Origin of the sequence: Segatella copri (assembly GCF_051861805.1) — a bacterium.
GTDB lineage: Bacteria > Bacteroidota > Bacteroidia > Bacteroidales > Bacteroidaceae > Prevotella > Prevotella copri_M.
Genome location: NZ_CP146520.1, coordinates 2,750,836 through 2,775,000, shown reverse-complemented (window position 1 = coordinate 2,775,000; position 24,165 = coordinate 2,750,836). Strand labels below are relative to the sequence as shown.

At 45.5% G+C, this 24,165-nt stretch carries 17 protein-coding genes and 6 tRNA genes (1 of these 23 only partly in view); 15 read left to right on the top strand and 8 right to left on the bottom strand.

All coding sequences use genetic code 11. The features are described from left to right. On the top strand, positions 1 to 1,023 hold the 3' portion of the coding sequence (locus tag V8Z93_RS10940; protein ID WP_203040382.1) for a glycogen/starch synthase. It extends 639 nt beyond the left edge of the window; the window shows 1,023 of its 1,662 coding nt (coding positions 640-1,662); its start codon lies off the left edge, out of view; the stop codon is at positions 1,021 to 1,023. A 75-nt stretch (positions 1,024 to 1,098) separates the two neighbouring features. Then, positions 1,099 to 3,657, top strand: a complete 2,559-nt coding sequence (gene glgP / locus V8Z93_RS10935; protein ID WP_203040383.1) for an alpha-glucan family phosphorylase — start codon at positions 1,099 to 1,101, stop codon at positions 3,655 to 3,657. Between the two features lie 310 nt (positions 3,658 to 3,967). Here the strand turns inward: glgP and V8Z93_RS10930 are convergent, their stop codons facing one another. Next, positions 3,968 to 4,906: a ribose-phosphate pyrophosphokinase gene (locus V8Z93_RS10930; protein WP_203040384.1), complete on the bottom strand. Its 939-nt coding sequence runs from the start codon at positions 4,904 to 4,906 to the stop codon at positions 3,968 to 3,970. Positions 4,907 to 4,967: 61 nt separating this feature from the next. Further along, positions 4,968 to 5,576: a thiamine phosphate synthase gene (locus V8Z93_RS10925; RefSeq protein ID WP_203040385.1), complete on the bottom strand. Its 609-nt coding sequence runs from the start codon at positions 5,574 to 5,576 to the stop codon at positions 4,968 to 4,970. Between the two features lie 107 nt (positions 5,577 to 5,683). Here V8Z93_RS10925 and nspC point away from each other — a divergent pair, with 107 nt between their 5' ends. From nspC to V8Z93_RS10865, 12 genes are all read left to right on the top strand, one after another. Then, positions 5,684 to 6,859, top strand: coding sequence for a carboxynorspermidine decarboxylase (nspC, locus tag V8Z93_RS10920; protein ID WP_203040386.1), 1,176 nt, complete (start codon positions 5,684 to 5,686; stop codon positions 6,857 to 6,859). A 203-nt stretch (positions 6,860 to 7,062) separates the two neighbouring features. Next, a tRNA-Gly gene (locus tag V8Z93_RS10915) sits at positions 7,063 to 7,135 on the top strand. A gap of 52 nt (positions 7,136 to 7,187) precedes the next feature. Continuing rightward, a tRNA-Leu gene (locus tag V8Z93_RS10910) sits at positions 7,188 to 7,271 on the top strand. A gap of 18 nt (positions 7,272 to 7,289) precedes the next feature. Then, positions 7,290 to 7,362, top strand: a tRNA-Gly gene (locus V8Z93_RS10905). Positions 7,363 to 7,401: 39 nt separating this feature from the next. After that, a tRNA-Leu gene (locus V8Z93_RS10900) sits at positions 7,402 to 7,483 on the top strand. 28 nt (positions 7,484 to 7,511) lie between these two features. After that, a tRNA-Leu gene (locus tag V8Z93_RS10895) sits at positions 7,512 to 7,595 on the top strand. A gap of 23 nt (positions 7,596 to 7,618) precedes the next feature. Next, a tRNA-Gly gene (locus tag V8Z93_RS10890) sits at positions 7,619 to 7,691 on the top strand. Between the two features lie 35 nt (positions 7,692 to 7,726). Further along, positions 7,727 to 8,263 (top strand): hypothetical protein, encoded by a 537-nt coding sequence (locus V8Z93_RS10885; protein ID WP_203040387.1) that lies wholly within the window; start codon positions 7,727 to 7,729, stop codon positions 8,261 to 8,263. 22 nt (positions 8,264 to 8,285) lie between these two features. Beyond that, positions 8,286 to 8,747 carry a single-stranded DNA-binding protein gene (locus V8Z93_RS10880; RefSeq protein ID WP_217765059.1) on the top strand — a complete coding sequence of 154 codons (462 nt, stop codon included), beginning with the start codon at positions 8,286 to 8,288 and terminating at the stop codon, positions 8,745 to 8,747. A 56-nt stretch (positions 8,748 to 8,803) separates the two neighbouring features. Next, complete coding sequence (gene gldE, locus V8Z93_RS10875) at positions 8,804 to 10,111, top strand: gliding motility-associated protein GldE (RefSeq protein WP_439432852.1); 1,308 nt, start codon at positions 8,804 to 8,806, stop codon at positions 10,109 to 10,111. Between the two features lie 40 nt (positions 10,112 to 10,151). Continuing rightward, positions 10,152 to 10,787, top strand: coding sequence for a 4'-phosphopantetheinyl transferase superfamily protein (locus V8Z93_RS10870; RefSeq protein WP_439431513.1), 636 nt, complete (start codon positions 10,152 to 10,154; stop codon positions 10,785 to 10,787). After that, the gene (locus V8Z93_RS10865) at positions 10,774 to 11,937 is read left to right on the top strand and encodes an esterase-like activity of phytase family protein (RefSeq protein WP_200758128.1); all 1,164 of its coding nucleotides are present in this window, start codon (positions 10,774 to 10,776) and stop codon (positions 11,935 to 11,937) included. Before V8Z93_RS10870 ends, V8Z93_RS10865 begins: the two co-directional genes overlap by 14 nt. Positions 11,938 to 11,942: 5 nt before the next feature. Here V8Z93_RS10865 and V8Z93_RS10860 read toward each other — a convergent pair whose 3' ends face one another. The 3 genes from V8Z93_RS10860 to V8Z93_RS10850 form a co-directional block, all read right to left on the bottom strand. Beyond that, the gene (locus V8Z93_RS10860) at positions 11,943 to 12,737 is read right to left on the bottom strand and encodes an SDR family NAD(P)-dependent oxidoreductase (protein ID WP_200758127.1); all 795 of its coding nucleotides are present in this window, start codon (positions 12,735 to 12,737) and stop codon (positions 11,943 to 11,945) included. 70 nt (positions 12,738 to 12,807) lie between these two features. Next, positions 12,808 to 13,653, bottom strand: coding sequence for an N-acetylmuramic acid 6-phosphate etherase (locus V8Z93_RS10855; protein WP_439431512.1), 846 nt, complete (start codon positions 13,651 to 13,653; stop codon positions 12,808 to 12,810). 1 nt (position 13,654) lies between these two features. Then, entirely contained in the window at positions 13,655 to 14,212 is a 558-nt protein-coding gene (locus V8Z93_RS10850) for a hypothetical protein (protein ID WP_203040393.1), read from the bottom strand. 844 nt (positions 14,213 to 15,056) lie between these two features. Between V8Z93_RS10850 and V8Z93_RS10845 the strand changes: the two genes are divergently transcribed. Continuing rightward, positions 15,057 to 15,815, top strand: a complete 759-nt coding sequence (locus V8Z93_RS10845; RefSeq protein WP_203040394.1) for a helix-turn-helix transcriptional regulator — start codon at positions 15,057 to 15,059, stop codon at positions 15,813 to 15,815. Positions 15,816 to 15,821: 6 nt separating this feature from the next. On the opposite strand, the gene V8Z93_RS10840 is transcribed toward V8Z93_RS10845, so the two are convergent. From V8Z93_RS10840 to V8Z93_RS10830, 3 genes are all read right to left on the bottom strand, one after another. After that, positions 15,822 to 16,403 carry a hypothetical protein gene (locus V8Z93_RS10840; protein ID WP_439431511.1) on the bottom strand — a complete coding sequence of 194 codons (582 nt, stop codon included), beginning with the start codon at positions 16,401 to 16,403 and terminating at the stop codon, positions 15,822 to 15,824. Positions 16,404 to 16,469: 66 nt separating this feature from the next. After that, positions 16,470 to 18,797 (bottom strand): TonB-dependent receptor domain-containing protein, encoded by a 2,328-nt coding sequence (locus V8Z93_RS10835; protein WP_439431510.1) that lies wholly within the window; start codon positions 18,795 to 18,797, stop codon positions 16,470 to 16,472. Between the two features lie 174 nt (positions 18,798 to 18,971). Further along, positions 18,972 to 24,101, bottom strand: a complete 5,130-nt coding sequence (locus tag V8Z93_RS10830; RefSeq protein ID WP_439431509.1) for a RecQ family ATP-dependent DNA helicase — start codon at positions 24,099 to 24,101, stop codon at positions 18,972 to 18,974. Positions 24,102 to 24,165 lie beyond the last annotated feature (64 nt).

Sequence of the window (24,165 nt, the reverse complement as noted above, 5' to 3'; positions counted from 1 at the left end):
GCGCAGGAACTTAACATGGAAAGCAAGCATTCTATCGAAAAGCAAACGGCTAAGTATGTGGATTGTTTCACTACTGTGAGCGATATTACTGCCAATGAGTGCAAGGAATTGCTCGACAAGCCTGTTGACTTCGTATTACCTAACGGATTTGATAATAGTTTCGTACCTAAAGCTGCAACATTCTCCAAGAAACGCAAGGAAGCGAGAAAGCGTCTGCTCGATGTGGCTAATGCTTTGATGGGTACTGATCTGGACGATGAAACTCTCATTGTTTCTACCAGTGGCCGTTATGAGTTCCGCAATAAGGGTATCGATGTCTATATCGAGGCAATGAATCGTTTGCTTCGTGACAGCAATCTGAAGAAGAATGTTCTGGCATTCATCGATGTACCGGGTTGGGTAGGTGATCCACGTCAGGATCTTCTGGATCGTTTGAATAGTGGCAAGAAGTTTGATACTCCTCTGGAGGTCCCTGAGATTACCCACTGGTTGCACAACATGAGCCATGATAATGTGCTGGGTATGTTGAAGTACTTCAATATGCATAATAATAAGGAAGACAAGGTGAAGCTGATTTTCTTGCCTTGCTATCTGACTGGCGATGATGGTATCATCAACAAGAGTTACTATGATGTAGTATTGGGTAATGACCTCTGCATCTATCCTTCTTATTATGAGCCATGGGGATACACCCCATTGGAGGCAGTGGCGTTCAAGGTACCTTGTATCACAACCGATTTGGCAGGCTTCGGTCTTTGGGCAAACTCAGAGAAGGGAAGCTACAGCGAGATTGAGGATGGTGTGAAGGTAATCAAGCGCACAGACTACAATTATTCAGAGGTGGCTGATGCCATCAAGGATACAGTGGCTAAGTACTCAGGCTTCACCAAGACTCAGGTGAACAAGTGCCGCAAGAATGCCGAGAAGCTTTCGGAGAAGGCTTTGTGGAAGCACTTCATCGAGTACTATTATGATGCCTACGATTTCGCTTTGCGCAAGGCAGAGGCACGTATGAAGAAATAAGAAATATCTCTCTTTATAGTGAGAAATCACGATATAACAATTAGAGAAAATTTATACTTTATAAATCGAAACACAATGAAAATTAAAGCAGACTATGCTAATGCTCCTCAATGGAAGGAGACAACCATTAAGTCAAGCCTTCCTAAAGAGTTGAAGTGCTTGGATGAGATTGCTCACAACATGTGGTGGGCATGGAACTATGAGGGTCGTGACCTGTTCAAGAGTCTTGATCCTGACTTGTACGAGAAGTGCAATGCTAACCCAGTATTGCTCTTGGAGCGTTTGAGCTACGATCGCAAGGAGGCTATTGTTAAGGATAAGGAGACAATGGCTAAGGTAAAGAACGTCTATAAGATGTTCCGTGAGTATATGGATGTGAAGCCAAACTCAAAGCGCCCATCTGTAGCTTACTTCTGCATGGAGTATGGTATCAACCAGGTGGTTAAAATCTACTCTGGTGGTCTCGGTATGCTTGCTGGTGACTATATGAAGGAGGCTTCTGATAGCAACGTTGATATGTGTGGCGTTGGTTTCCTCTACAGATATGGTTATTTCAAGCAGTCTTTGAGCATGGATGGTCAGCAGATTGCCAATTATGATGCTCAGAACTTCAATTCTCTCCCTTTGGAGCGTGTTCTGGATGAGAATGGCAACCCTGTTGTCATCGATGTACCTTATATGAACTATCAGGTTCACGCTTATGTATGGCAGATGAACGTTGGTCGTATCAAGTTGTATCTCCTGGATACAGATAATGATATGAACTCAGAGTTCGACCGTCCTATCACTCACTCTCTCTATGGTGGTGACTGGGAGAATCGCCTGAAGCAGGAAATCCTGTTGGGTATCGGCGGTATCCTGACATTGAAGAAACTTGGTATCAAGAAGGATATTTATCACTGCAACGAGGGTCATGCTGCTCTCTGCAACCTGCAGCGTCTCTGCGATTACATTGAGGAGGATGGCTTGAACTTCAACCAGGCTCTCGAGTTGGTTCGCGCTTCTTCTCTCTATACTGTTCATACTCCAGTGCCAGCTGGTCACGACTACTTCGACGAGGCTCTCTTCGGTAAGTACATGGGTGGCTATCCACAGCGCCTCGGCATCTCTTGGGATGAGTTCATCGGTATGGGTCGTGAGAATGCAGACGATCACAACGAGCGTTTCTGTCTCTCTACCTTCGCTTGCAACACTTGCCAGGAGGTTAACGGCGTAAGTAAGCTCCACGGTTGGGTAAGCCAGCAGATGTTCTCTAACATCTGGAAGGGTTACTTCCCAGAGGAGAACCACGTAGGTTATGTAACCAACGGTGTTCACTTCCCAACTTGGACAGCAACAGAGTGGCGTAAGCTCTATGATACATATTTCGACAAGAACTTCATGAACGACCAGAGCAACGAGGAAATCTGGCATGCCATCTACAATGTTTCAGATGCAGAAATCTGGAATACCCGTATGACATTGAAGAAGAAGCTCGTAGCTTACATCCGTGAGAAGTTTACACAGACATGGTTGAAGAATCAGGGTGATCCTGCTCGTGTCGTATCTTTGCTCGAGCGCATCAATCCTAACGCTTTGATGATTGGTTTCTGCCGTCGTTTCGCTACATACAAGCGTGCTCATTTGCTCTTCACCGACTTGGATCGCTTGGCTAAGATCGTTAACGATCCAGAGCACCCAGTATTGTTCTTCTTCTCTGGTAAGGCTCACCCAGCTGATGGTGCTGGTCAGGGCTTGATTAAGAGAATCTTCGAAATCAGCCAGCGTCCTGAGTTCCTTGGCAAGATTATCTTCCTCGAGGACTACGATATGACTTTGGCTCGTCGCCTGGTTTCAGGTGTTGACATCTGGATGAATACTCCTACACGTCCATTGGAGGCTTCTGGTACATCTGGCGAGAAGGCTGAGATGAACGGTGTTGTCAACCTCTCTGTACTTGATGGTTGGTGGGTAGAAGGTTACCGCGAGGGTGCTGGTTGGGCTCTTCCTGAGAAGCGTACATACCAGAACCAGGGTTACCAGGATCAGCTCGATGCTGCTACTATCTACAACCTCTTGGAGAACGACATCATCCCAATGTACTACAACAAGAACAAGGAAGGCTTCAGCAAGGAGTGGATTCAGGTAGTAAAGAACTCTATCGCTACTATCGCTCCTCACTATACAATGAAGCGTCAGTTGGATGACTACTATGATAAGTTCTACAACAAGGAGGCAGCCCGCTTCAAGAAGTTGAGCGCTAACGACAATGCTTTGGCTAAGGAGATTGCACTCTGGAAGGAAAGCGTTGCTGAGCGTTGGGATGGTATTCACGTAGTATCTAAGGACGACAGCAAGTTGATGGCTGCTGAAACTGGTCAGAAGATCAAGGTTCAGTATGTTATCGACGAGCAGGGCTTGAACGATGCAGTAGGCTTGGAGCTTGTTGTATTGAAGGAACAGCCAGAGGATGGCAAGCAGATTTATGCTGTTTATCCATTCAAGATGGTTGGTCACGAGGGCAACAACTTCACATTCGAGGCTGAGATTGAGCCAATCAATGCTGGTTCATTCAAGACAGGCGTTCGTATGTATCCTAAGAACGACAAATTGCCACATCGTCAGGACTTCTGCTACGTTAAGTGGTTGAACTAATAGGATAGTGGATTTCTATTCGCATCATATATTTAATCCCACATCTCGCAAGGAGGTGTGGGATTTTTTATTTCTTACTTTTTTTGATAATGTAATAAATTCCACACAATATGACAATATAGCCAACTAAGAGTTCGATATTGGTAAGAGTGTCAGGAGAATCAAAGCAAAATATTAAACCTAAAAGGGCATAAAGAATAAAGAAAAATCCGATAAAGAGTTTTAATAATGTTTTCATAATGGGGGATTGGTTATATCATAAAAGGACAGGATTTCAACAACTTAGAAATCCTGTCCTTTTATATATGTATTATACGAGATACTGAGAAGAAATACTCTCGTTGTCTTCTACGCGGCGGATAGTCTCAGCAAACATATCAGCGATAGTGAGCTGCTTAACCTTGTCGCAACGCTTGGTGTAAGGGATTGAATCTGTGAAAACAATCTCCTCGAGAGCAGAATTCTGTACGCGTTCTGAAGCAGGACCACTCATTACACAGTGAGAAGCACAGGCGCGAACGGTCTTGGCACCAGCCTGCTTCATGATATCAGCAGCCTTGGTGATAGTACCTGCTGTATCAACCATGTCGTCGATGATGACAACGTTCTTGTCCTTGACATCGCCAATAATCTGCATGCTGGCAACCACATTGGCACGGGCACGAGTCTTGTTGCAAAGTACGAGAGGGCAACCGAAGTACTTAGCATAAGTATTGGCACGCTTAGAACCACCTACGTCTGGAGAAGCAATTACCATATCCTTGAGACGCAGGCTCTGCAAGTAAGGCAGGATGACACCAGATGCATAGAGGTGATCTACTGGAACATCGAAGAAGCCCTGAATCTGATCGGCATGGAGGTCCATGGTGATGAGGCGGTCGATACCTGCTACGCTGAGCAAGTCGGCAACCAATTTTGCACCGATGCTGACACGTGGTTTGTCCTTACGGTCCTGGCGAGCCCAACCGAAGTAAGGCACAACAGCGATAATGTTACGGGCAGATGCACGCTTGGCAGCATCAATCATCAGGAGCAGCTCCATCAAGTTGTCTGAATTAGGGAAGGTGCTCTGTACGAGGAATACGTCGCGGCCGCGGATAGATTCCTCGAAAGAAACTCCAAACTCACCATCAGAGAACTTGGTTACTACCAAATTACCCAGTGGGCAACCTAAACTAGCGCAGATTTTCTCTGCAAGGTATCTCGAGTTAGTACCAGAGAATACCAAATAAGAGTTCTTGTCACTCATTTTTCCTTTAGTGTTTACGTGTATTAATAGTTATGATATATTTCTTTCTTCTTATCTTATTTTAACTGATTGCTTTTCTCAATCTTTCGAAGTGCTGGATGAGCTCCTTGAAGTCGGTCTCGTTGTGGATGTCGAATCGGTTCCAGATGTCGCCACAGATTACGACTCCACCGAATCCTAAATCCTTTGCCGCTTTGAGATTTTCCAGACTCATGCCTCCCAGGGCATACACCTTCTTGTCGATGAGTCCAGCTTTGGCTGCCATCTCCAGCTGTTGCAGGGAGAAGGAAGATTTCTCGTCCTTGAACTCAATGCAGTCGAAGATGTTCTTCAAGAAAACATAGTTCGACTTCTTCTTCATCTCCTTCAGCATGGAAAGATCGGTACAGGTACGACTGTACTTGCCCTTATAGCCATCTGGAACAGGAGCAAGCGGATCATCGATGTGTATTCCCGCCAAGTCATATTCTTGCTTGAGGTAATAATGGTCGTGAACCGTCACCTTGCGCCGGTAGTCTTCTGGCAATAAAGTGAGCAAGCGCTCAGAGTACATGGGCGAAGAACCTGGCTTGAAAAGATGCAGGTTGTCCATGCCCTCGTCGAACAACGAGGTTAGTATTTTGTCTTCCTCCACAAAGAATGTGGACTTGGTCATTATTGCTAATTTCATCGTCAAAATGCATTTTATACTGCAAAAGTATTAAAAATTTCGCAAACCTGCAATTATATCGGGATAAAAAGCTATCTTTGCACCATAAAATTAATATTTATCAAGAAATGAGAGTGAATTTATCAACTTTTAGCGGGTTAAACACCCCAATTTACGTTTTGGAGGAGGAACGCCTGAGAAGCAACCTGAGCCTCATCAAAAGTGTGGCCGATCGTGCCGATGTGGAGATTATTCTTGCCTTCAAGGCATACGCTTTGTGGAAGACTTTCCCTATCTTCAGAGAGTACATTCAGTCTACCACGGCGAGTTCATTGAGCGAGGCAAAGCTGGCTTTCGAGAAGTTCGGAAGTCCGGCGCATACATTTTCGCCAGCTTATACCGATTACGAGATTGATGAGATAGCCCGATGCTCAAGCCATCTTTCGTTCAATTCGCTTTCGCAGTATGAGCGATATCATGAGCGTGCCCGACTGGCGAATCCTGCCATCAAGTATGGATTGAGAGTGAACCCGGAATATTCCGAGGTGGAGACCTTATTATATAATCCATGCGCTCCGGGAACCCGATTCGGCGTGTCGGCAGATAAACTGCCCGAAACCTTACCTTCGGATATCGAGGGCTTCCACTGTCATTGTCATTGCGAGAGTGGGGCAGATGTCTTTGAGCGTACCTTGGCGCACATCGAAGAAAAGTTTGCCAAATGGTTCCCGCAGCTGAAATGGATCAACTTTGGAGGTGGTCACCTGATGACCCGAAAGGATTACGACGTTTTACACCTTATTAATATATTAAAGGGATTTCATGCCCGTTATCCTCATCTCAAGGTCATCATGGAACCGGGTAGTGCTTTCGGATGGCAAACCGGTCCGCTGGTTACCCAGGTAGTAGATGTGGTAGAGGATAAGGGTATCAGAACAGCAATTATCAATGCAAGTTTCACCTGTCACATGCCAGATTGCCTCGAAATGCCATACATGCCAGCCGTGAGAAATGCCGAAACGCTGGAAGTAGACGACCCGATGAAGGCTCCAGAGGGGGACCATATATATAGAATAGGAGGCAATAGTTGCCTCAGTGGTGACTTCATGGGCTTCTGGAAATTCGATCATGAACTGGAAATTGGTGAAAATGTCATCTTCGAAGATATGCTTCACTACACCACTGTGAAGACAAATACCTTCAATGGCATCACTCATCCGGCCATCGGAATCGTTCATTTGGATGGAAATTTAGAAATTTTGCGCCAATTTGGCTATGAAGACTATCGCGACAGAATGGATTAAGGAAAGACGTTTTTAGTAAGTAAACTGCAAAATCGCCCCCGAAAAGGGGCGATTTTTGCCTAAAAATGCCTGCTTTTACCCAAAAATGAAGGAAAAAGTACTTTTTTTGAAAAAAAATCGCTGAAAAATTTGGTGGGTTCAGAAAAATGTAGTACTTTTGCAACCGCATTCAGAGGAACGCTCCTATGAAAGTTAGGAAATAAGCGGAAATAGCTCAGTTGGTAGAGCACAACCTTGCCAAGGTTGGGGTCGCGGGTCCGAGTCCCGTTTTCCGCTCAACATTTTGAAACAACAGGAATTCTGTTTTGAATACGGAGTTTTTGAGAACGGAGAGGTGGCGGAATTGGTAGACGCGCTACTTTGAGGGGGTAGTGACAATTGTGTCGTGGGAGTTCGAGTCTCCTCCTCTTCACTTCTCGAAAATGAACAAGCGGAAATAGCTCAGTTGGTAGAGCACAACCTTGCCAAGGTTGGGGTCGCGGGTCCGAGTCCCGTTTTCCGCTCGAATAAAAAGTATTCAACTTCAGTGTTTCTGAATTTAAGCCCAAGTGGCGGAATTGGTAGACGCGCACGTTTCAGGTGCGTGTGTTTTTCAACGTGCAGGTTCGAGTCCTGTCTTGGGCACAGATATTCAAAATGGTATTTAAATGTTGGAGAGGTGGCGGAATTGGTAGACGCGCTACTTTGAGGGGGTAGTGACAATTGTGTCGTGGGAGTTCGAGTCTCCTCCTCTTCACACATTTTTATTATTTTTTTTAAGCGGAAATAGCTCAGTTGGTAGAGCACAACCTTGCCAAGGTTGGGGTCGCGGGTCCGAGTCCCGTTTTCCGCTCTATTTTATATTGAAAATAGAGAAACATACCTATTATGAATTTATATTTAAGATATTTTGATCAGGAAACATTGGTTAACAATGTTGATGAAGCAATAGATTTTTTGAAAGGTATCCCAGAGATTGGAATGGATGCTGAACTAGAGGCTGATATTAGAGATTATGCCGCTAGCGATGTTTGCTATCCCAAACGTTATAAAGTTCGCCCACGTATTTATTTCATTGTTATCAAGACTCTTGCTGCTACTATGCAGGATTTCAAGGACAAGAAGGCTTTGCGTAATACTGCGTCTGCTGAACGCCAGGAGAATCCAGTCATGTTGCAACTTGCTGAGGAGCAGCCGGGTTGGTACGAGGGTTCTATCGACTTTAAGCGTGTAGTGCTGGTACCAGCTACAGGTAAGTTTGAATACCGTGATACTCATTTCGTGGCTAACGTGAAGGCTATGTCTGGCTTAGACTGCTACACCCGTATCGTGGAATACTTGAAGGATCATGTAGATTCACGCAGTCAGTTCCCTTCAGCAAAGGGTAAGAATTTCCATTTCCGTTATCTCGGAATGTGGAAGTAACTAATTTATAAAAGGAGAAACGATGAATAAGGTAATGTTGATTGGTAATGTGGGAAAGGAACCGGATGTGCATTATTACGATGCGGATCAGGCTGTGGCTCAAGTGTCTTTCGCTACAACGGAGAAAGGATACACCTTGGCCAATGGTATGAAAGTGCCCGACCATACCGATTGGCATAACCTTGTGTTTTTTCGTGGTCTGGCTAAGGTCGTGGAGAAGTATGTGCACAAGGGCGACCGTCTCTATGTAGAAGGACGGATTCGTTACCGATTGTATGATGACAAGCAGGGAAAGCGACATAATATCACCGAGATTTACGTGGATAATATGGAGATGCTCACCTCGCGTTCTGCATCATCTTCGGCAGCACCGGCTCAGCCTGTTCAGCCTGTGCCTGTTCAGCCTGCTGCAAGTCAGCCGGCTTCTTCGACAACGGATTCATCCACTGCCGGGGCTACAGATCAGAATGATTTACCATTTTAAAATTTTCAGCTCAGAAATTGGATATATCTACCATAACAGATGCTTTTGGAGATGTGGTGCTCTTGTATCCATCTACCGGAGTTCTGGTAGCCGCAGGTTTAGCGGCTATCTTACTAGGCGCGTCAGCTTTTGCCAGCGGTTCCGAAATCGCCTTTTTTAGTTTATCACCTGCAGATGTTGCGGAACTGGAGGATGAAAAGACTGATGCCGACAGAAAAATCATGATGTTGCGTGAGGATTCCGAACGTACATTGGCTACCATATTGATAACCAATAACTTCGTGAATGTAACCATTATCATGCTTCTTAACTATGTTTTTGCGGGTATCGTGGAGTTTGGACCGAAGGCTTATTGGCTTCAGTTCCTCATCATCACCGTGGTCTTAACTTTCTTGCTCTTGCTCTTTGGTGAAATCATGCCAAAGGTATATGCCCGTCAGGATTCCCTTAAGTTCTGCCGCCGTTGCGTGAATGGCATCATGTTCTCACGTAAACTGTTCTGGCCCTTGGAGAATGTTCTGCTCAAGAGTGGTATCGTGGCAGAAAAAATCATACAGAAAGAGAACCATGTGTTGAGCGTGGATGACTTGGAGCAGGCGCTGGAACTCACTGATAAGAATGATATCAAGGACGAACAGAGCATGCTGAAGGGTATCATCCGTTTTGGTGATGAAACTGCCAAGGAGGTGATGACCAGCCGACAGAATATCGTTGATCTGGATATCCGCAGCACCTATCCTGAAGTGTTGAAATGCATTGAGGAAAACAACTATAGCCGTATTCCCGTTTATCAGGATAATACGGATAATATCCGTGGTGTGTTGTATATCAAGGACTTATTGCCTTATCTCACGAAGGCTTCCAACTTCCGTTGGCAGAGCTTGATTCGTCCTCCTTACTTTGTTCCTGAAACCAAGAAGATAGATGATCTGCTTCGCGAGTTCCAGGATAACAAGGTTCATATCGCCATTGTGGTAGATGAGTTCGGCGGTACTTCCGGTATCGTAACTCTTGAGGATATCCTTGAGGAAATCGTAGGAGAAATCAACGATGAATACGATGAGGAGGAGAAGTTCTACTCGAAATTAAATTACAACACCTTCATCTTTGAAGGAAAGACCTTGCTTTCTGATTTCTGCAAGATTCTGAATGTAGATGACGAAGAGTTTGAGGAGGTAGAGGGTGATGCTGATTCCCTGGCTGGTCTGCTCTTGGAAATCAAGGGCGATTTCCCAAGCATGCACGAGAAGATAGATTATAAGAACTATACTTTTGAGGTGATGAACATTGAGGAGCGCCGCATCAGCAAGATTAAGGTGACGGTGCATCCCGTGAAAGATAACGTGGAGGATTCTTCTAAGTAATCATCTGGGTTTCATTTTAAAACAGATTATAATAGAAAATATGGCAGTAGTCAATATACGAGAAGTTTATCCGGGAGTGAGCTTGGGCTTATGGCAGATGGATGAGACTGTAGAACAGTTGTTCGAAGTATACCCTCTTCTGCAGGCTTATCGCTCCCAGGTGGAAGAGAAATATAAGAACGATGGCAGGAAACTGGAGTTTCTTGCCATTCGTGCATTAATGTATGAGATGCTCAAGACGAACGGGGCATCCAAGGGGTTGCTTTCTCATGCGGGTGACATTACCCACAACGAGGCTGGAAAGCCATTGTTCCGTGGTTATCATATCAGCGTTTCGCATACCAAGGGTTATGCTGCGCTTATCCTTTCCAAAAATCAGGAAGTGGCGGTAGATATCGAATACTTCAGCGATAGGGTAGAGCGCATCGCTTCCAAATTCCTGCGAAAGGATGAGAAGGCGGAAGATCTGGATGCCAAGCTGGTGCATTGGTGTGCCAAGGAAACGGTCTTCAAGTTATTCTCAGAGGAAAAACTGATGTTTGAGGATATGCGGGTGAAGCCATTTGATACGATGGCAGACTGGTCGTGTGATGTGGAGAATCTCAAGAGCAGAAAGACGGCGCATGTGGATTTCGAATTAACCATGGAGTTTGTTCTTACCTATGCAGCGTTGTAATATCCTGACCATCTTCCTGGCATTCAGTCTGTTGGCTGGAGCACAGGATTGGAAAGTAGTGAGAGAGAATTCCCAGAAGGCTTTTCCGAAAACAGTGGCTGCGGGCAACTATAGTGGCATTGCTCATCTGCATGATGATATCTATGCGGTGGTAAGCGACAAGTCGGATAGTGCTCTGTACTTCAACTTCCGAATTCAGGTGAATCCCAAGACTGGCGAACTGGAACAGGTAGAGAACCTTGGTTTTACCGAGAGAACAGATGGAACGCTGAACGACGGCAAGCCTTGGTTAGGGCAGGAGAAAGGCTTTGACCACGAAGCCATCGTGAAGGTTTCTGATTCTACCTTGGTGATAGCAAGCGAAGGATATTGCCGTTTAAAGGAGTTTCCTATTCTGCCTACTTCGGCAGATGCTGCCAAGGTTGGCTATCAGCAGAACCTTTGGGAAAGCAGATGGCCTTCTGCTGATTTTTATCCTAATTATAATTTTGAGTCTCTGGCTTTTGATTCCGTCCGGCAGTATCTTTGGACGATACCTGAGAGCACGCTTCGCAAGGACGGACAGCCTGCTACTCCTCAAAACGGATTGGCCAACCAGCTTCGTTTGATGAGGTTTGATTGGGGAAAGATGAAGGAAAATCGTAACAAGGAAGCGTATAGCGAGCAAGTGAGCAGCAAGAAAGACTCTCGTTGTATGACGACCTATGCCTATCAGATGGATCAACCTTCTACCTATAAGAAAGCAGATATCTATGTGATGGGTGTGAGTGAGCTTTGTGCCTTGCCCGATGGTCAGCTTCTGATTCTGGAGCGTGAGGCATTTATTCCTAAGATCAAGATAGGTGCTTTCTGCAAGTGCAAGCTCTATTTGGTAAATCCTTTGAATTCTGAGGAGTTTTCTATGAAAGAGAAGTTTTCTATGAAAGAGAATATTTCATCAGATACTCCTTTCTTGAAAAAGAGATTGCTCGCGGAATGGAAAACCGGCTTATCTCTTTCCAAGCGTTCCTTTGCCAATTACGAAGGCATGTGTCTGGGCCCCAAGCTGGAAGATGGTTCCCAGGTCGTCATCCTGCTGTCTGATTCGCAGGATCAATATGCTGGAGTATTGAAAGACTGGTTCAAGACGATTGTCATCAGAAAGGAATAAAGTTGTTATGTTGTAATCCTCAATCTCGTCCATAACCATCTAGGAATGAGTCGCCAGAGGAAGACGAGGATATCATATCTCCAGTCTATCACCTTAACTTCCACTCCGTTTTCGATGGCATTCTCGATATGCTTTGCCACATCTTCCGGTTTGAGCTGCAGTGGATAACTGCTGCCTGCGATAAGGTCTGTCTTTACAAAACCTGGTCGGATATCTGTGATGGCGATAGGGAGATGGCGCATCCGTGCCTGCTGCGACAGGCATTCCAGATAATGGTTCTGGAATCGCTTGGTGGCAGAGTAGGAAGGGGCAGCACCGAGACCTTTGGTTCCGGCAATGGAAGTGATGCAGGCAATGCGGAATTTCTGACAGGCATGGTTTGCCTTCTTCTTACTTTCAGGAACAGAAAAATCGCTCTTGTTGGTTGGAGTAGAAGACTGGGCGGCAAACCAGTTGAATGCCGTATCCACCATTCTTGTGAATCCCAAACCATTGGTTTCCAGGGTCTTCAACTCCTTTTCTATATCCAGCGTATTATTCTGCCAGCCAATGCCAGAACTATGGAAATACAGGTCCATGCCTCCCAACTTATCGATGAGTTCCTGAAGTTGGGCAGGAGCATCTGGAGAAGTTACGTCTATTTGCTGGTAGCAGGTAATGCCGCCCTGCGAAATCAGAGCCTGCAATCTTTCGATTCTTCTTCCGGCTATTCCCACTTGCCATCCTTTTGCAGCAAGCAGTTTTGCCACTTCCATTCCGATGCCCGATGTGGCACCCATTACAATTGCTTTCTTTGCCATATAGTCCTATTATATAAGGTGAAGTCTTGATAGTTCAATTTATATAAGGTGAAATCTTGTCTAACTCTATCTAAATATCTGAATCGCTTTTATTCTTCAGCAGCTTTTCCGCCTTCTTCACGCTTCCAGCTTTCAGAATCAGCAGCTTCACTTTCTCGTAATCCGTATATTCCGGATTGCGTTCCATGAAGATACGGCAGGCACGATCGATGAGTTTATGATTGATGAGCTTGGCGTTCACCATCTTGTTGCCTTCCACTCGTCCTTGACGAATCTGAAGAGAAGTACTGATCATATCCAGTATCATCTTCTGCGATGATCCGGCTTTCATACGGGTACTTCCCGTCACGAACTCCGGTCCCGTGATGACCTCTACAGGATAATCGGCAGCCTGGGCGATGGGAGCGTGGGGATTGTTCACGATGCATCCCGTAGGAATGCCTGCCTCTTTGCAATGCTTCAGGATGGCGAGTACAAAGGGAGTAGTGCCACTTGCCGAGAAGCCCAGCACGAAATCATGCTTTGAGATATGCTTGTCGCAGAGTTGAAGCCAGCCATTCTCCAGGTCGTCTTCTCTTGATTCCCTGGTTTGTGTAAGGCAACCGATGCCTCCGGGGAAGATGGCTTGTATCTGTGAACCGTCGATACCATAGGTGTTCTGCACCTCGATGGTATCGAGCGTAGCCAGTCTTCCGCCCGTTCCGCAACCGGCATAGAAGAGCCTTCCGCCTTTCTTCAGCTGCCCTTCGATGGCGGAAATCAGTTGGTTGATGGCAGGCAATGCTTGTTCTATCGCCAGAGCCACCTTCTTGTTTTCTGCATTGATATGAGCGGTGAGTTCAGCCACGCTCATCTTTTCCAGATGTTCGTAGAGCGAGCTCTGCTCTGTTATTCTCTTTTCTTCTTTATTTGGCATATTATCCATCAATCCAAATGCTTAAAGCTTTTGATAGTTTGAACTCTGGCAGTTGTGCTATGATGCAACGACGCAAGAAATTAAATAATCCGTTATAACATTCCATTATTATCTTGCCATCCAAACTCAAAATGGCATAAGTATTATAGATTGGTACTTCGTAGATCCAACTACCATTTACTCGATGGTAGTCATTATCGCTTCCCATTTGATATGTTTGGAAGCTTTTCTTGCTTAGTAAAGCTAAGCGAGATGGAGTGTCAGGAATACTGTTTAGTTCTTCCAATACATCAGGCGCATCATAGTTGTCACCATCTTGGTATCGCAATTGATAGAACTTCTCCAAGAAAGGGATGAACTCTTTGTCTAACAACTTTTCGTCAAGTGTGTAAACATAATAATCCTCTGTTTCTTGGCGAACGTAAATGTCTTCAAGGTGATATTCTTTTTCTATCTCCTTGAAAATGTCTTCGAGTGGCATCTTGTCAAGATGCTTCGATATTTCTTTCTTTCCAATGGCTGTTTTTATCTTCAGCCCGATTGCTAAATAACATCCCATGATTTTATATTTTTATGTTGTGTTAATGAGGTTAGGTTGTTACCTTGTTATATGGCAATTCCTTTCCTTGTTATATTATGATTAAACCATATCTATCAATATTAATATATATGCTGCAAAAATACGAGTTTTCTTTCTAATCACCAAATTTTTATAATAAAAGAATGCTAAAAGCGGTCTAATATCTTTTTTAAAAAATAAGCGTTTGATGTTTTTTGCTTTCACGCCCATGTTAACTCTTTGTGGCATAGTGGCTTGAGGGTGAAAGGAGAATAATGAATAGAGAAAATGGTTGTTACGTGGAGGAGGATGATTGATAATGATGAGTGGGAGTAGCTGGCAGGTAAAGAAGGACGGAGAATACTATTCTCGTATCGGTTGACTCAAGCAATCTATGTAGCTGACTAGAGTCATTCATATAGCTGCCCCGAGTCATCTATATGGATGACCCGAGTCAGCCGATGCTAGATAGTGTCTTTTGCTCCTGTTGGAAATATCAGCTTCTCCTATGAGTACGATCATATTCTCTGCTTATAAACTGCCTTCACCCTAAACTTGTTGATAGACAGCTGTTTAAAAGAACTGTGAAAGCAAAGATTTAAAGAACAAGGAAATGCTGAATGCGTATGGGTTGTACTACGCATATCCAGTGGTTAACGAGAATCATCAGCGTCTTTGTGTAAGTCTTCGTCTTTTACGGTTAATTATCTGTAAATAAACAATCCAATAGAGTTGTAATCAAATAAAAATATGTACTTTTGTAGGCGAATAACGTATTTAAAAAGAGATCCGATGGCTTAATGAATCGGAGAACAGATAGAAAGAGTAATATTCAGAATAGCTTATGAATAAAGAAAAAGACGATTTCTTCCTCCATTCCAACGAGGTGAATCATATCAACAGAGAAGATTACGAGAAGATAGAATTATTGGTGAATGCGGCAAAGGCCTTTGCCCGCAGCACCTACCAGTGCGTCTATATCATCGACTATTTTCATCAGGACTTCATCTATGCATCAGATAACCTCGCTTATCTCTGCGGATTGGAACCGGAGCAGTTGATGGACGCAGGCTATCAGATGTATATCGACCATGTTCCGGATGCCGACCTGCAGATGCTGCTCGAAGTGAACAAGAAAGGTTTTGATCTTTTCAATGAATTGCCTGTGGGCGACCGTCTGGACTATACCATCTCGTACGACTTTCATCTTACCAATGGCAGGCATAGCCGATTGATTCATCATCACCTCACTCCGATACTTCTTTCTGATGATGGAAGAATCTGGCTTGCCCTCTGCACCGTATCATTGGCTGCAACCGATGAACCGGGACATATCATCATGCAGAAGAATGGTGAGCGTAGCTATTTTGAATATTCCACATTGCGCCACAAGTGGGAAAAGAAAGAAGGCATAACCTTGAGCGAGACTGAGAGAGATGTTTTGAGATTGTCTGCCCAAGGTTACACGATGAATGATATTGCCGACCGACTATGCAAATCGGTTGACACTATAAAGGCTTGCAAGCGCAACCTTTTCGCCAAGATAGGCGTGAAGAACATTGCCGAGGCACTGTTTCATGCCACGAATTATCAGATGATATAATCAGAATCATATCTCTTCCAACAATGGCGAGAGATAGAACTTGGGGAAGTATTTCACCTCCTTGCCTTCCGCAAGGTTTGCGAGAATGTTGGCACAATAGCCGGCGGTAATATATGCCCCGATGCCCCGTTGCGGGAAAGACTCATTGGAATAATGCCTGATGGCTTCATCTATCCAAGGCACAGGCATCTGCCAGAACATACCGTACTGCGAGATATACTTGCCCAGTGAGCAACGGAAATCATCCGTTCCTTTTTTCACTACTTCGCTGAATGGATAGCCTTTCGGTTTCTCTACAGCGAGAAAGGCAGCCTTGCCAAGATTGACGGCATGGATAACGGTGATGCCCTGCTCCTTACATTTCTCATCGAAAGCAAACGAGGCTTCGTTGTCATGCAAGGTTGCATTCACCGCATACCGGATGCCCGACAAGTCGCATGCATCCACATCTTCCATCGTCAGCGTATCCTTTTCTATGCGATAGATATGAAATCTATCTTCCTGCCGAGGGCTTTTATGGAAGTCATGGCGCAAGGCACAGGAAGCTATCAAGCCTCCCAAGTCTGCGCCACTAATCAACAATTTCATTGGGTTGTTCATTTATAGAGAGATTTATTGTCATTACACCATTGCTGGATTCAGCAGATAGACAGATTACATTCTGTTCTTCTGGCTTTCTCCAGCACCCGTACCCTTATACTTGCTTCTTGTAGTGTTGAACTTATACTGTACAGTAAGCGACACTTTGCTTGTTGACAATCCATCATACACCATTTGCTTTATTTTGCCAAAATGAGCAATCATATGGCTGTCGTTTGTTCCGAACAAATCATAGATGAAGAGCTGAAACGACAAACGATCCTTCAAGAAAGCCTTATATGCGGAAACATTCGTGCAAAACATTGGCTTGTACAGATACTGGTTCTTCTCATGGCCTTTCGTGATATATGACATCATCAACGTAAACATTCCTAATTTGGTGTTGAGGGTATTGTCAAAACGGAAAGAAGCCATTGGCTTATTGAGCGATTTCCCATCGTGCGTCTCCATATCAAACCATTGCTTGTCAATGGATGCAGTAAGCGAAGGATACCAGATGCCAAACGAAGGGCGCAAATTAATGGATGCAGCTACGTCATTATACGAATTCCCATTCACAGGCTTCATCAAGCCTATTGCAGGATTATCCTTATAAGTCTCCACTGTTGACATAATTGGATGTGAAGTATGACTGTAGGTCATATCGAATGTCAACCATTTGTAAGCCAACTCGTAGTTGAGATTTCTGCTTATCTCAGACACCAAGAATGGGTTTCCTGTTTCATACGTGTAGCGGTTGTCATACTGAATGCCGCTGCGCAGGAAATGATAGGAAGGACGATCGATGTCGGCAGAATAGCTCAGCTGCATCTGTACCTTGCCCACAGGCATCGATAAGCTGAGCGATGGGAACCAATTGCCATACGACTTGCTTTGTCCTGGCATATACTTGCCGTATTCATAGTAGTTGAAGTCGATGTACTCGTATCTCAGTCCTGCCTCCATGCTTACGTTTCCGAAATCTCTTGAATAGGTCAAGAATGAAGATGTCATGCTTTCTGTAATACGGCTGTCGTCATCCGATACCAAGTTGGTTGGCACCACTTGATACTTTGAGGTACGATGGGTATTTGAATATTCACCACCCAAAGATAAGTCGCCGCCCAACAGAGGATAAGAAAGAACCAGCTTGGAAGCAAGCAAATGATAATCCTTGTTAGTCAAGCTATGAGCCGTTTGGCTTTGTGCATTCATCCCCACTTCCTGGTATTGCTCTTTGGTAACATCGTTCTGGTATTCCTTCGACCATAGCCAGTCGGTATTGAAGTCGATGCCGAGTTTGCCAATCTTTCCCACATAGTAAATGTTGCTTGAAAGATTATTCTTCTGCCAAAAGAAATCAGCATGACTATCAGAACTTTCAGACAATTCTTCGTCTTGCAATATAGAAGAACTCATATCGCCGTTCCATGTTTGTTTTGGATTTCTTAGAAAACCAAAGTTGGCACCTATAGAGTTATTGGCATCCAACTGGTAGCTGGCATCCAATCGAAAGTTCATGGCTTCGATAATACCTACTTGTCTTATCTCACTTTTCTGGTTCCACGTCTTGTCAAGATAAGTCTTCTGCTGTAAGTCTTTATTGTCTGGCTGGTATTGTCTTGCTCCAAAAGCGTATGCGCCTAGCTCTAATCCATTCTTGCGATAGTTCATATTCAGCCTGCCATATCCTCCAATGTTCTTTTTCTCGTCGTACGATCCTTCTGTTGTAGCGTCAAACCCGAAGCCCTCGCCCTGTATCTTCTTCGTTGTGATACGGATGACCGCCTTGGTGCTGGCAGCGTAACGAGCACCAGGGTTAGTGATGACTTCCACCGACTTGATGTTATCGGAATGCAAACGGTCCAGCTCGCTCTTGTCTCTCATCTGTCGTCCATTGATATAGATAACAGGCTCACCGCGACCGAATACCTTGATGCTGCCATTCTGGGCAGACACGTTAGGGATGCGGTCGAGCAGGTTCTCCATGGTTCCTGCCTTCTCAAGTACGGATCCGACAACGGTTGTCGTCATTCCGCCATTCTTCAGGATAGTCTTAGGCAGGGATGACTTCACGACCACTTCGCCGAGCATCTTGCTGTCTTCTTCCATCTTGATGATGCCCACATTCTCACCAGTGCAATCCTTGCAGATTGTCTTATAGCCTACGGATGTCACCTTGATGATTCCGCCGTTGCAGGAAGAGTCGATGACAAAGCTGCCATCCTCTCCACTCACTGCGCCCTTGACGAAAGCCGAGTCTGTTCTATTCAATAATACTACATTGGCAAACGCCAAAGGTTCTCCCTTGGTATTCATCACCTTGCCGGTGATATTCTGCGCCATCATCGGAGTCATAGCCGAGAGGCACAACGCTGTGGTAAAAATTACTTTTTTCTTCATATTGCTACAGTTTTGCTTGATTCATTTATTTTTCTGCTGCAAAAGTATAGCTTTATAGGAAAAAGCCTTTGACACAAAAGTGTATTTCTCTAGAGTGCGGCTTAAGAATTACACTTTTGTGTATAAAAAGAAAGGATAAATAGCGTTTGGTGATAGATTTTTGATGAATTTACCTTATTTTTTCATCACCAAATCTGCGAGCACGATGGCAGATTCCTTCTCATCTCTCGGTGCATCCTTTGACTTCCATGCCACGATGAAGCGGATTCGGGCAGCAGTTACCTTGTAGCCTTTCAACTCCCATTTGCCTAGTTTCTCTTTCATCTTGATGGAGAGCTGGGCTATGTCTCTGCCTGTTGATGGGAGACAGAGGCAATGGTCGTGGTAGGTTAGCGGCATACCGCTTCTCAGGCAAAGGATAGCATCCTTGTGAGGCTTGGAGAAGCCCAGGTTTACATCCTTGTGTGAGAGCTGAAGTACTATTTCTTTGGGCTCATCGTAGGCTTGGGCATCATAGAGATGCTGGGCACTGTTCAGGCTGTCGAAGAGATTGCCGTTGGTGTGGATGGCAAGCGTACGCTTGGCACGGGTCATACCTACATAGTATCGGCGCAGTATTTCATCTGTAGGATGTTCGGGATGGGTAATGAGCATCAGTACATGGTCGAACTCATGGCCTTTTGCCTTGTGGATGGTGCTGACCACGATGTCTGATTTCGAGATGTCACAGAAGTCTTCTACTGATGATTCGAACACGAACTCCCTCAGGTCGCTGTAGTACTTGGCACGATTGGTCTGCTCAAATATCTGAAGGCTGCGGCGCAGGTATGGCAATGCCTGGCTGGTGGCATACTTTTGGAATGTCTGCTGCTTGGCTGCTTCCCAAATATCATCAGGGATGATAGGGGATTTCGTCTCCTTGATGCCTTGGTCTATCTTCTTCAAGAAGTATCTTACCTCTGCCAGATTCCAGAAGCGCAAGCCGTCCATTGATTGCACCAGCTTGGCCTTGATGCCATGGCTGTGAAGAAGAGCCAGCATGATGACAGCCTCCTCATTGGTCTGCGTAAGGATGCTGATGGTTTCGTTCTTCTTGAGGGAAGATGCATCGGCTTCTTTTGAAGCGTTACTTCTTAGTAATTGCGTAACATCTTCTAGGATAGGCTGATACATATAAACCTTTTTCTCCTGAATCTCGTATGGATGCTTCACGATTCTAACCTCGCCATCTTCTTGACTCATGGAGATGATAGGGGTAGATTTGATTCGTTGGCGGATGTTTCGGGCGAAGTCGTTGGCAGTATCCACGATGTGGCGAAGGCTGCGGTAATTCTCGGTCATCTCGATGAAACGGCTGTGCTCTGTCTGGGTCAATTCATAGAGATACTGCGAGTTGGAGCCCCTAAACTCATAGATGTTCTGGTCATCATCGCCTACGGCAATCACCCTCATCTCTTCGTTGGCTTTCATCAGAGCAGAGACAAGGGCATAGTCATCCTTGCTCATGTCTTGCGCTTCGTCGATAACGAGTACGGTCTTGCTGATGCGATTGGGCTCCACTTCTCCATTGTTGATCATTTCGGCGGCTTGCTTAACCACATCTCCAGCCTCATCCAGATTGCCAACCCTGCCCAGCAGGTCGAAGCAGTAAGAATGGAAGGTCTTGATTTCTACGAAATGGGCGGAATTGCCGATGAGTTGCATCAGTCGCTGCTTGAACTCGGTAGCGGCTGCACGAGAGAAAGTGAGCATCAGGAGTTGTTCGTGCTTTACATCTTCCAACAGCAGGAGAGAGGCAAGCTTATGTACGAGCACACGTGTCTTGCCGCTGCCAGGACCGGCAGCGACTACGATGCAGCGGGACTCGTGGTCGTCGATGATTTCCTTCTGTCTCTTGGAGAGCATTCCGAAGAGTTGCTTATACTTCGAAGGTGTTACGTTGCGCTCTATCTCAGTCTCCCGGTTGCCCTTGAAGTACTTTGAGATGAAGCGATGGTAGTCCATCTGGAAGTAATCCTGCACATATTGCAGGGCGGCGTCATAATCCCTTACCATCAGGTTGGCATATTCGCCCACGATGTGAATCTGCTGAATCTTCTGCTTGTAGAACTCATTGAGCATGCGATAATCCTCCTGCTTATAGCGCATGCGAAGTTCCTTGGTGCGTTTAATCGCCATCGCATTGTAGAGTACCAGGAATCCTCCTTCCAGCTTCATGGCTCCTATCTTGGAGAGATAGAGCAAGGCTTCCTCCACGTCTTCCAACTGTAGGGAAGAGAAGTCGGAGAAGAGTGACTGGTTGCTGGATTTCAGATCGTTCAGAAGTTCGACTACCGAGAATTGAAGAGGCTTCTCTCTTGAATTCTCTCTTGAATTCTCTCTTGAATTCTCTTTTGAATTATCTCTAGAGCCAGAGGCTTTTCCTAAACCTTTTTCTTCGAAAGGATTCTTTTCTTCAGAAGAGCTATTGTTGCTCTCTTCTGTTGTAGTTTTACTTATTTCCTCAGCCAGGCTATATAGTCTTTCGATAATGAATCGGCAAACCTCAATTCGTCTTTCGAATCGCTTGATGATGGTCTCTATATCCTTGTCTCTTGTTACGATGAGATTACGGACGCCGTCTTCCTTCTTGTGCGCATAGCCCTTCACTGCTAAGAAGTATAGCAGTGTGCGGATTTTCTTTTCTGTAGAAGTGTTGATGCCGTCATGTACGGCATTGTCATTGAGTTGTTTGTATGTGATGTGCAGCGATTCATCCGGAATATGTTCCAGAATGTATCTTTCCAGTTTGGCGAAGTTTTCCAGCATCTGCTGAGGCTTGCGTTGCTTGTCGCTGATGTCTTGCAGATAGGCAGAGATGTCACGGGTATCGGCAAGGATGCCTTCCTGTCGCATTCGGTCAACGGAGGAGATGACGTCTCGCTTGCTGAGTCCTAGGATGTCGGCGAGGTAATCGATGCGGGATTCTGCCTCGCTATCCTGTGCCTTGGCTATATGCTTCTGGGTGATGAGCGACTTGATGATGCGGATGGCATTCTTCATCTCATCTTCCGAGAACAGGGGTGATTCGGTGAGGCGCAGTCTTGCCTCGTCCATGTTCTTGACAGTAATACCTGTGGCATAGACGTGCGGAATGTTGTTGCCACGCTCTATGTATCCGCTCTGTTCGAGAGCAGAAAGGGCGGTGCGAACACGGGTTTCTATGTCGGATACCGAGTCATCCCAACCGGCTTGGCGGGCTATCTCCAGTGCCGAACAACTTACATGTGGACGCTGCTTGGTAAAATCCTTAATGGCTTTCCATACCTGTTGTATCTCACTGATGCTCAGTTTGGTTTGGTTGAGCAGGATGAAGTGCTTGTCCAAGTCCTCGTCGCTATAGAGTACATAGCATTTGGCATTGAGGTGTGGATCTCTTCCTGCACGTCCAGCCTCCTGTACATAGTTCTCCAGAGAGTCGGAGATGTCGTAGTGGATAACCAGCCCCACATCGCTCTTATCTACTCCCATGCCGAAGGCGGAGGTAGCAACGATGATTCTTACCTTATCGCTCATGAAGGCATCCTGATTGTGTATCTTCTCATCAGCATCCATCTTGCCATTATAGGGCAGGGCGGAAATTCCGTCACGGGTCAGCTTCTGGGCGAGTTCCCGGGTTCGCTTGGTGCGGGATACGTAGATGATGGTAGGGCAGTCAGCCTGCTCTACCAGCGAGCGCAGGAGATTGTATTTGTTGCCGTCACTATCTACGTGGATAACGGAATAGTGCAGGTTGGTACGTGAGGCTGATGAGGCGAAGAGCTGGAGATCGGTGCCCAGCCAATGCTTGAAATAGTCGCAGATGTCCTGCACCACCTTCTGTTTTGCAGTGGCGGTGAAGCAAGATACGGGTATCAGGGTCTGACCATGATTACGGGCCATTGCATCCTTGCCAAACTTGCGTTCCTGATATTCCTTGATAAACTTGCCGATGTATAGATAGTCCACACGGAAGTCTTGTCCCCATGCAGAGAAGCAGTGAGCTTCGTCAATGACGAATCTCACCACATGCCGTGCCATCAGGATGCGCTCGATGGTTTTGGAGCGCAACATCTCTGGTGCTATATATAATAAGGTGGCATCTCCGCTCTGTACTCGTTCGATGGCTAGGGAGCGGGAGATAGGGTCGAGGAGACCGTTGATGGTTACGGCATCGGTGAAACCGCGGTCAGCGAGGTTATCTACCTGGTCTTTCATCAATGATTGCAGAGGCGAGATAACCACGGTGAGTCCATGAATGGTTCTGCCATCCATCAGGGCTGGCAACTGGAAGGTGAGTGACTTGCCGCCACCCGTAGGAAATATCGCCAATAATGACTTGCCATCCACTGCTGCCTGCGATGCCTGTTCCTGCAGCGGTTCGCCGTCATAGGTACGGAAGGCATCATAGCCAAAGAGCTGTTTCAGGTTGTGATGAATGTCGAGCATGCGGTTGCAATACTCGCAGCCATCGGTGCATTGAGTATGGCAGAGCATATAGATGATATGTTCTACTTCGGGATAATGGCAGAGTACCCAACCTGGGGTTACAGATTGGTAATCGTCTGTGCCTATGAGAGCCAAGGCGTATGCCAAGCCGCAAGGCGACTGGGCTGCAAGAGCCGGAATGTCGGCATGGGCGCAAATATGATTCTTGTATTCAGAAAGAATGTATTCTGAAACTTCTATGATTGCATGATCCGATATGGTATCAGCTGATATGGTATCGGTTGATATAGTATCTTCCGTGTCGATGGCTCCCACATACATCAGGAATCCTCTGAATTCCTCTTCATTCTGGAGCAGCAAGGTGAAGATTTTCCTCTTCCTTTCTGATAATTGATTCCATGCAGCGATTTCATCCATCAAAAGCTCCTTGGCTTTCTCGCAGTCATTGACAGGATTGTTCATCTGCTCGCTCATCAGTTTGTCGTCCTTTACAAGATGATGGTAAGGGCGCTTGGGGAAGAGGAGTGGGGAGAGATAGAGGGTATCTATCAGTATGCCGTTGAGTTGGAGATAGCGGGCATCGTGATGAATGAGGTTATGCCCGCAGATGTAGTCAACCTTTCCTTCTTGCAGGAACTTGTTCAGTGCCGTCTGTGATGCTTGGTGAAAGGTAGCTCCATCATAACTTAATGCCCCGATATCATGTATTTTATGGTCTTTCAGTCCCACTTCGGTATCTACGAAGGCAATATTTCTGCTTCTGGCATCTTTCTTCTTGATGTCAGAGCTTACGCTAAGATTGTTCTTCCTTCCAAAGAGGCGACTGAATATTGACATAATCTTTGATGTTTATATTTCCACCGCAAATTTACAATTAATATTTGATATATGCAAATAATCA

Bases quoted from the DNA above. Each gene is read 5' to 3' on its own strand.
- V8Z93_RS10925 (WP_203040385.1), bottom strand. From the start codon at position 5,576: ATGAAATTAGCAATAATGACCAAGTCCACATTCTTTGTGGAGGAAGAC.
- V8Z93_RS10830 (WP_439431509.1), bottom strand. From the start codon at position 24,101: ATGTCAATATTCAGTCGCCTCTTTGGAAGGAAGAACAATCTTAGCGTA.
- nspC (WP_203040386.1), top strand. From the start codon at position 5,684: ATGAGAGTGAATTTATCAACTTTTAGCGGGTTAAACACCCCAATTTAC.
- V8Z93_RS10850 (WP_203040393.1), bottom strand. From the start codon at position 14,212: ATGGGATGTTATTTAGCAATCGGGCTGAAGATAAAAACAGCCATTGGA.
- V8Z93_RS10930 (WP_203040384.1), bottom strand. From the start codon at position 4,906: ATGAGTGACAAGAACTCTTATTTGGTATTCTCTGGTACTAACTCGAGA.
- V8Z93_RS10885 (WP_203040387.1), top strand. From the start codon at position 7,727: ATGAATTTATATTTAAGATATTTTGATCAGGAAACATTGGTTAACAAT.
- V8Z93_RS10870 (WP_439431513.1), top strand. From the start codon at position 10,152: ATGGCAGTAGTCAATATACGAGAAGTTTATCCGGGAGTGAGCTTGGGC.
- glgP (WP_203040383.1), top strand. From the start codon at position 1,099: ATGAAAATTAAAGCAGACTATGCTAATGCTCCTCAATGGAAGGAGACA.
- V8Z93_RS10855 (WP_439431512.1), bottom strand. From the start codon at position 13,653: ATGCCAAATAAAGAAGAAAAGAGAATAACAGAGCAGAGCTCGCTCTAC.
- V8Z93_RS10845 (WP_203040394.1), top strand. From the start codon at position 15,057: ATGAATAAAGAAAAAGACGATTTCTTCCTCCATTCCAACGAGGTGAAT.
- V8Z93_RS10860 (WP_200758127.1), bottom strand. From the start codon at position 12,737: ATGGCAAAGAAAGCAATTGTAATGGGTGCCACATCGGGCATCGGAATG.
- V8Z93_RS10835 (WP_439431510.1), bottom strand. From the start codon at position 18,797: ATGAAGAAAAAAGTAATTTTTACCACAGCGTTGTGCCTCTCGGCTATG.
- V8Z93_RS10865 (WP_200758128.1), top strand. From the start codon at position 10,774: ATGCAGCGTTGTAATATCCTGACCATCTTCCTGGCATTCAGTCTGTTG.
- V8Z93_RS10880 (WP_217765059.1), top strand. From the start codon at position 8,286: ATGAATAAGGTAATGTTGATTGGTAATGTGGGAAAGGAACCGGATGTG.
- V8Z93_RS10840 (WP_439431511.1), bottom strand. From the start codon at position 16,403: ATGAAATTGTTGATTAGTGGCGCAGACTTGGGAGGCTTGATAGCTTCC.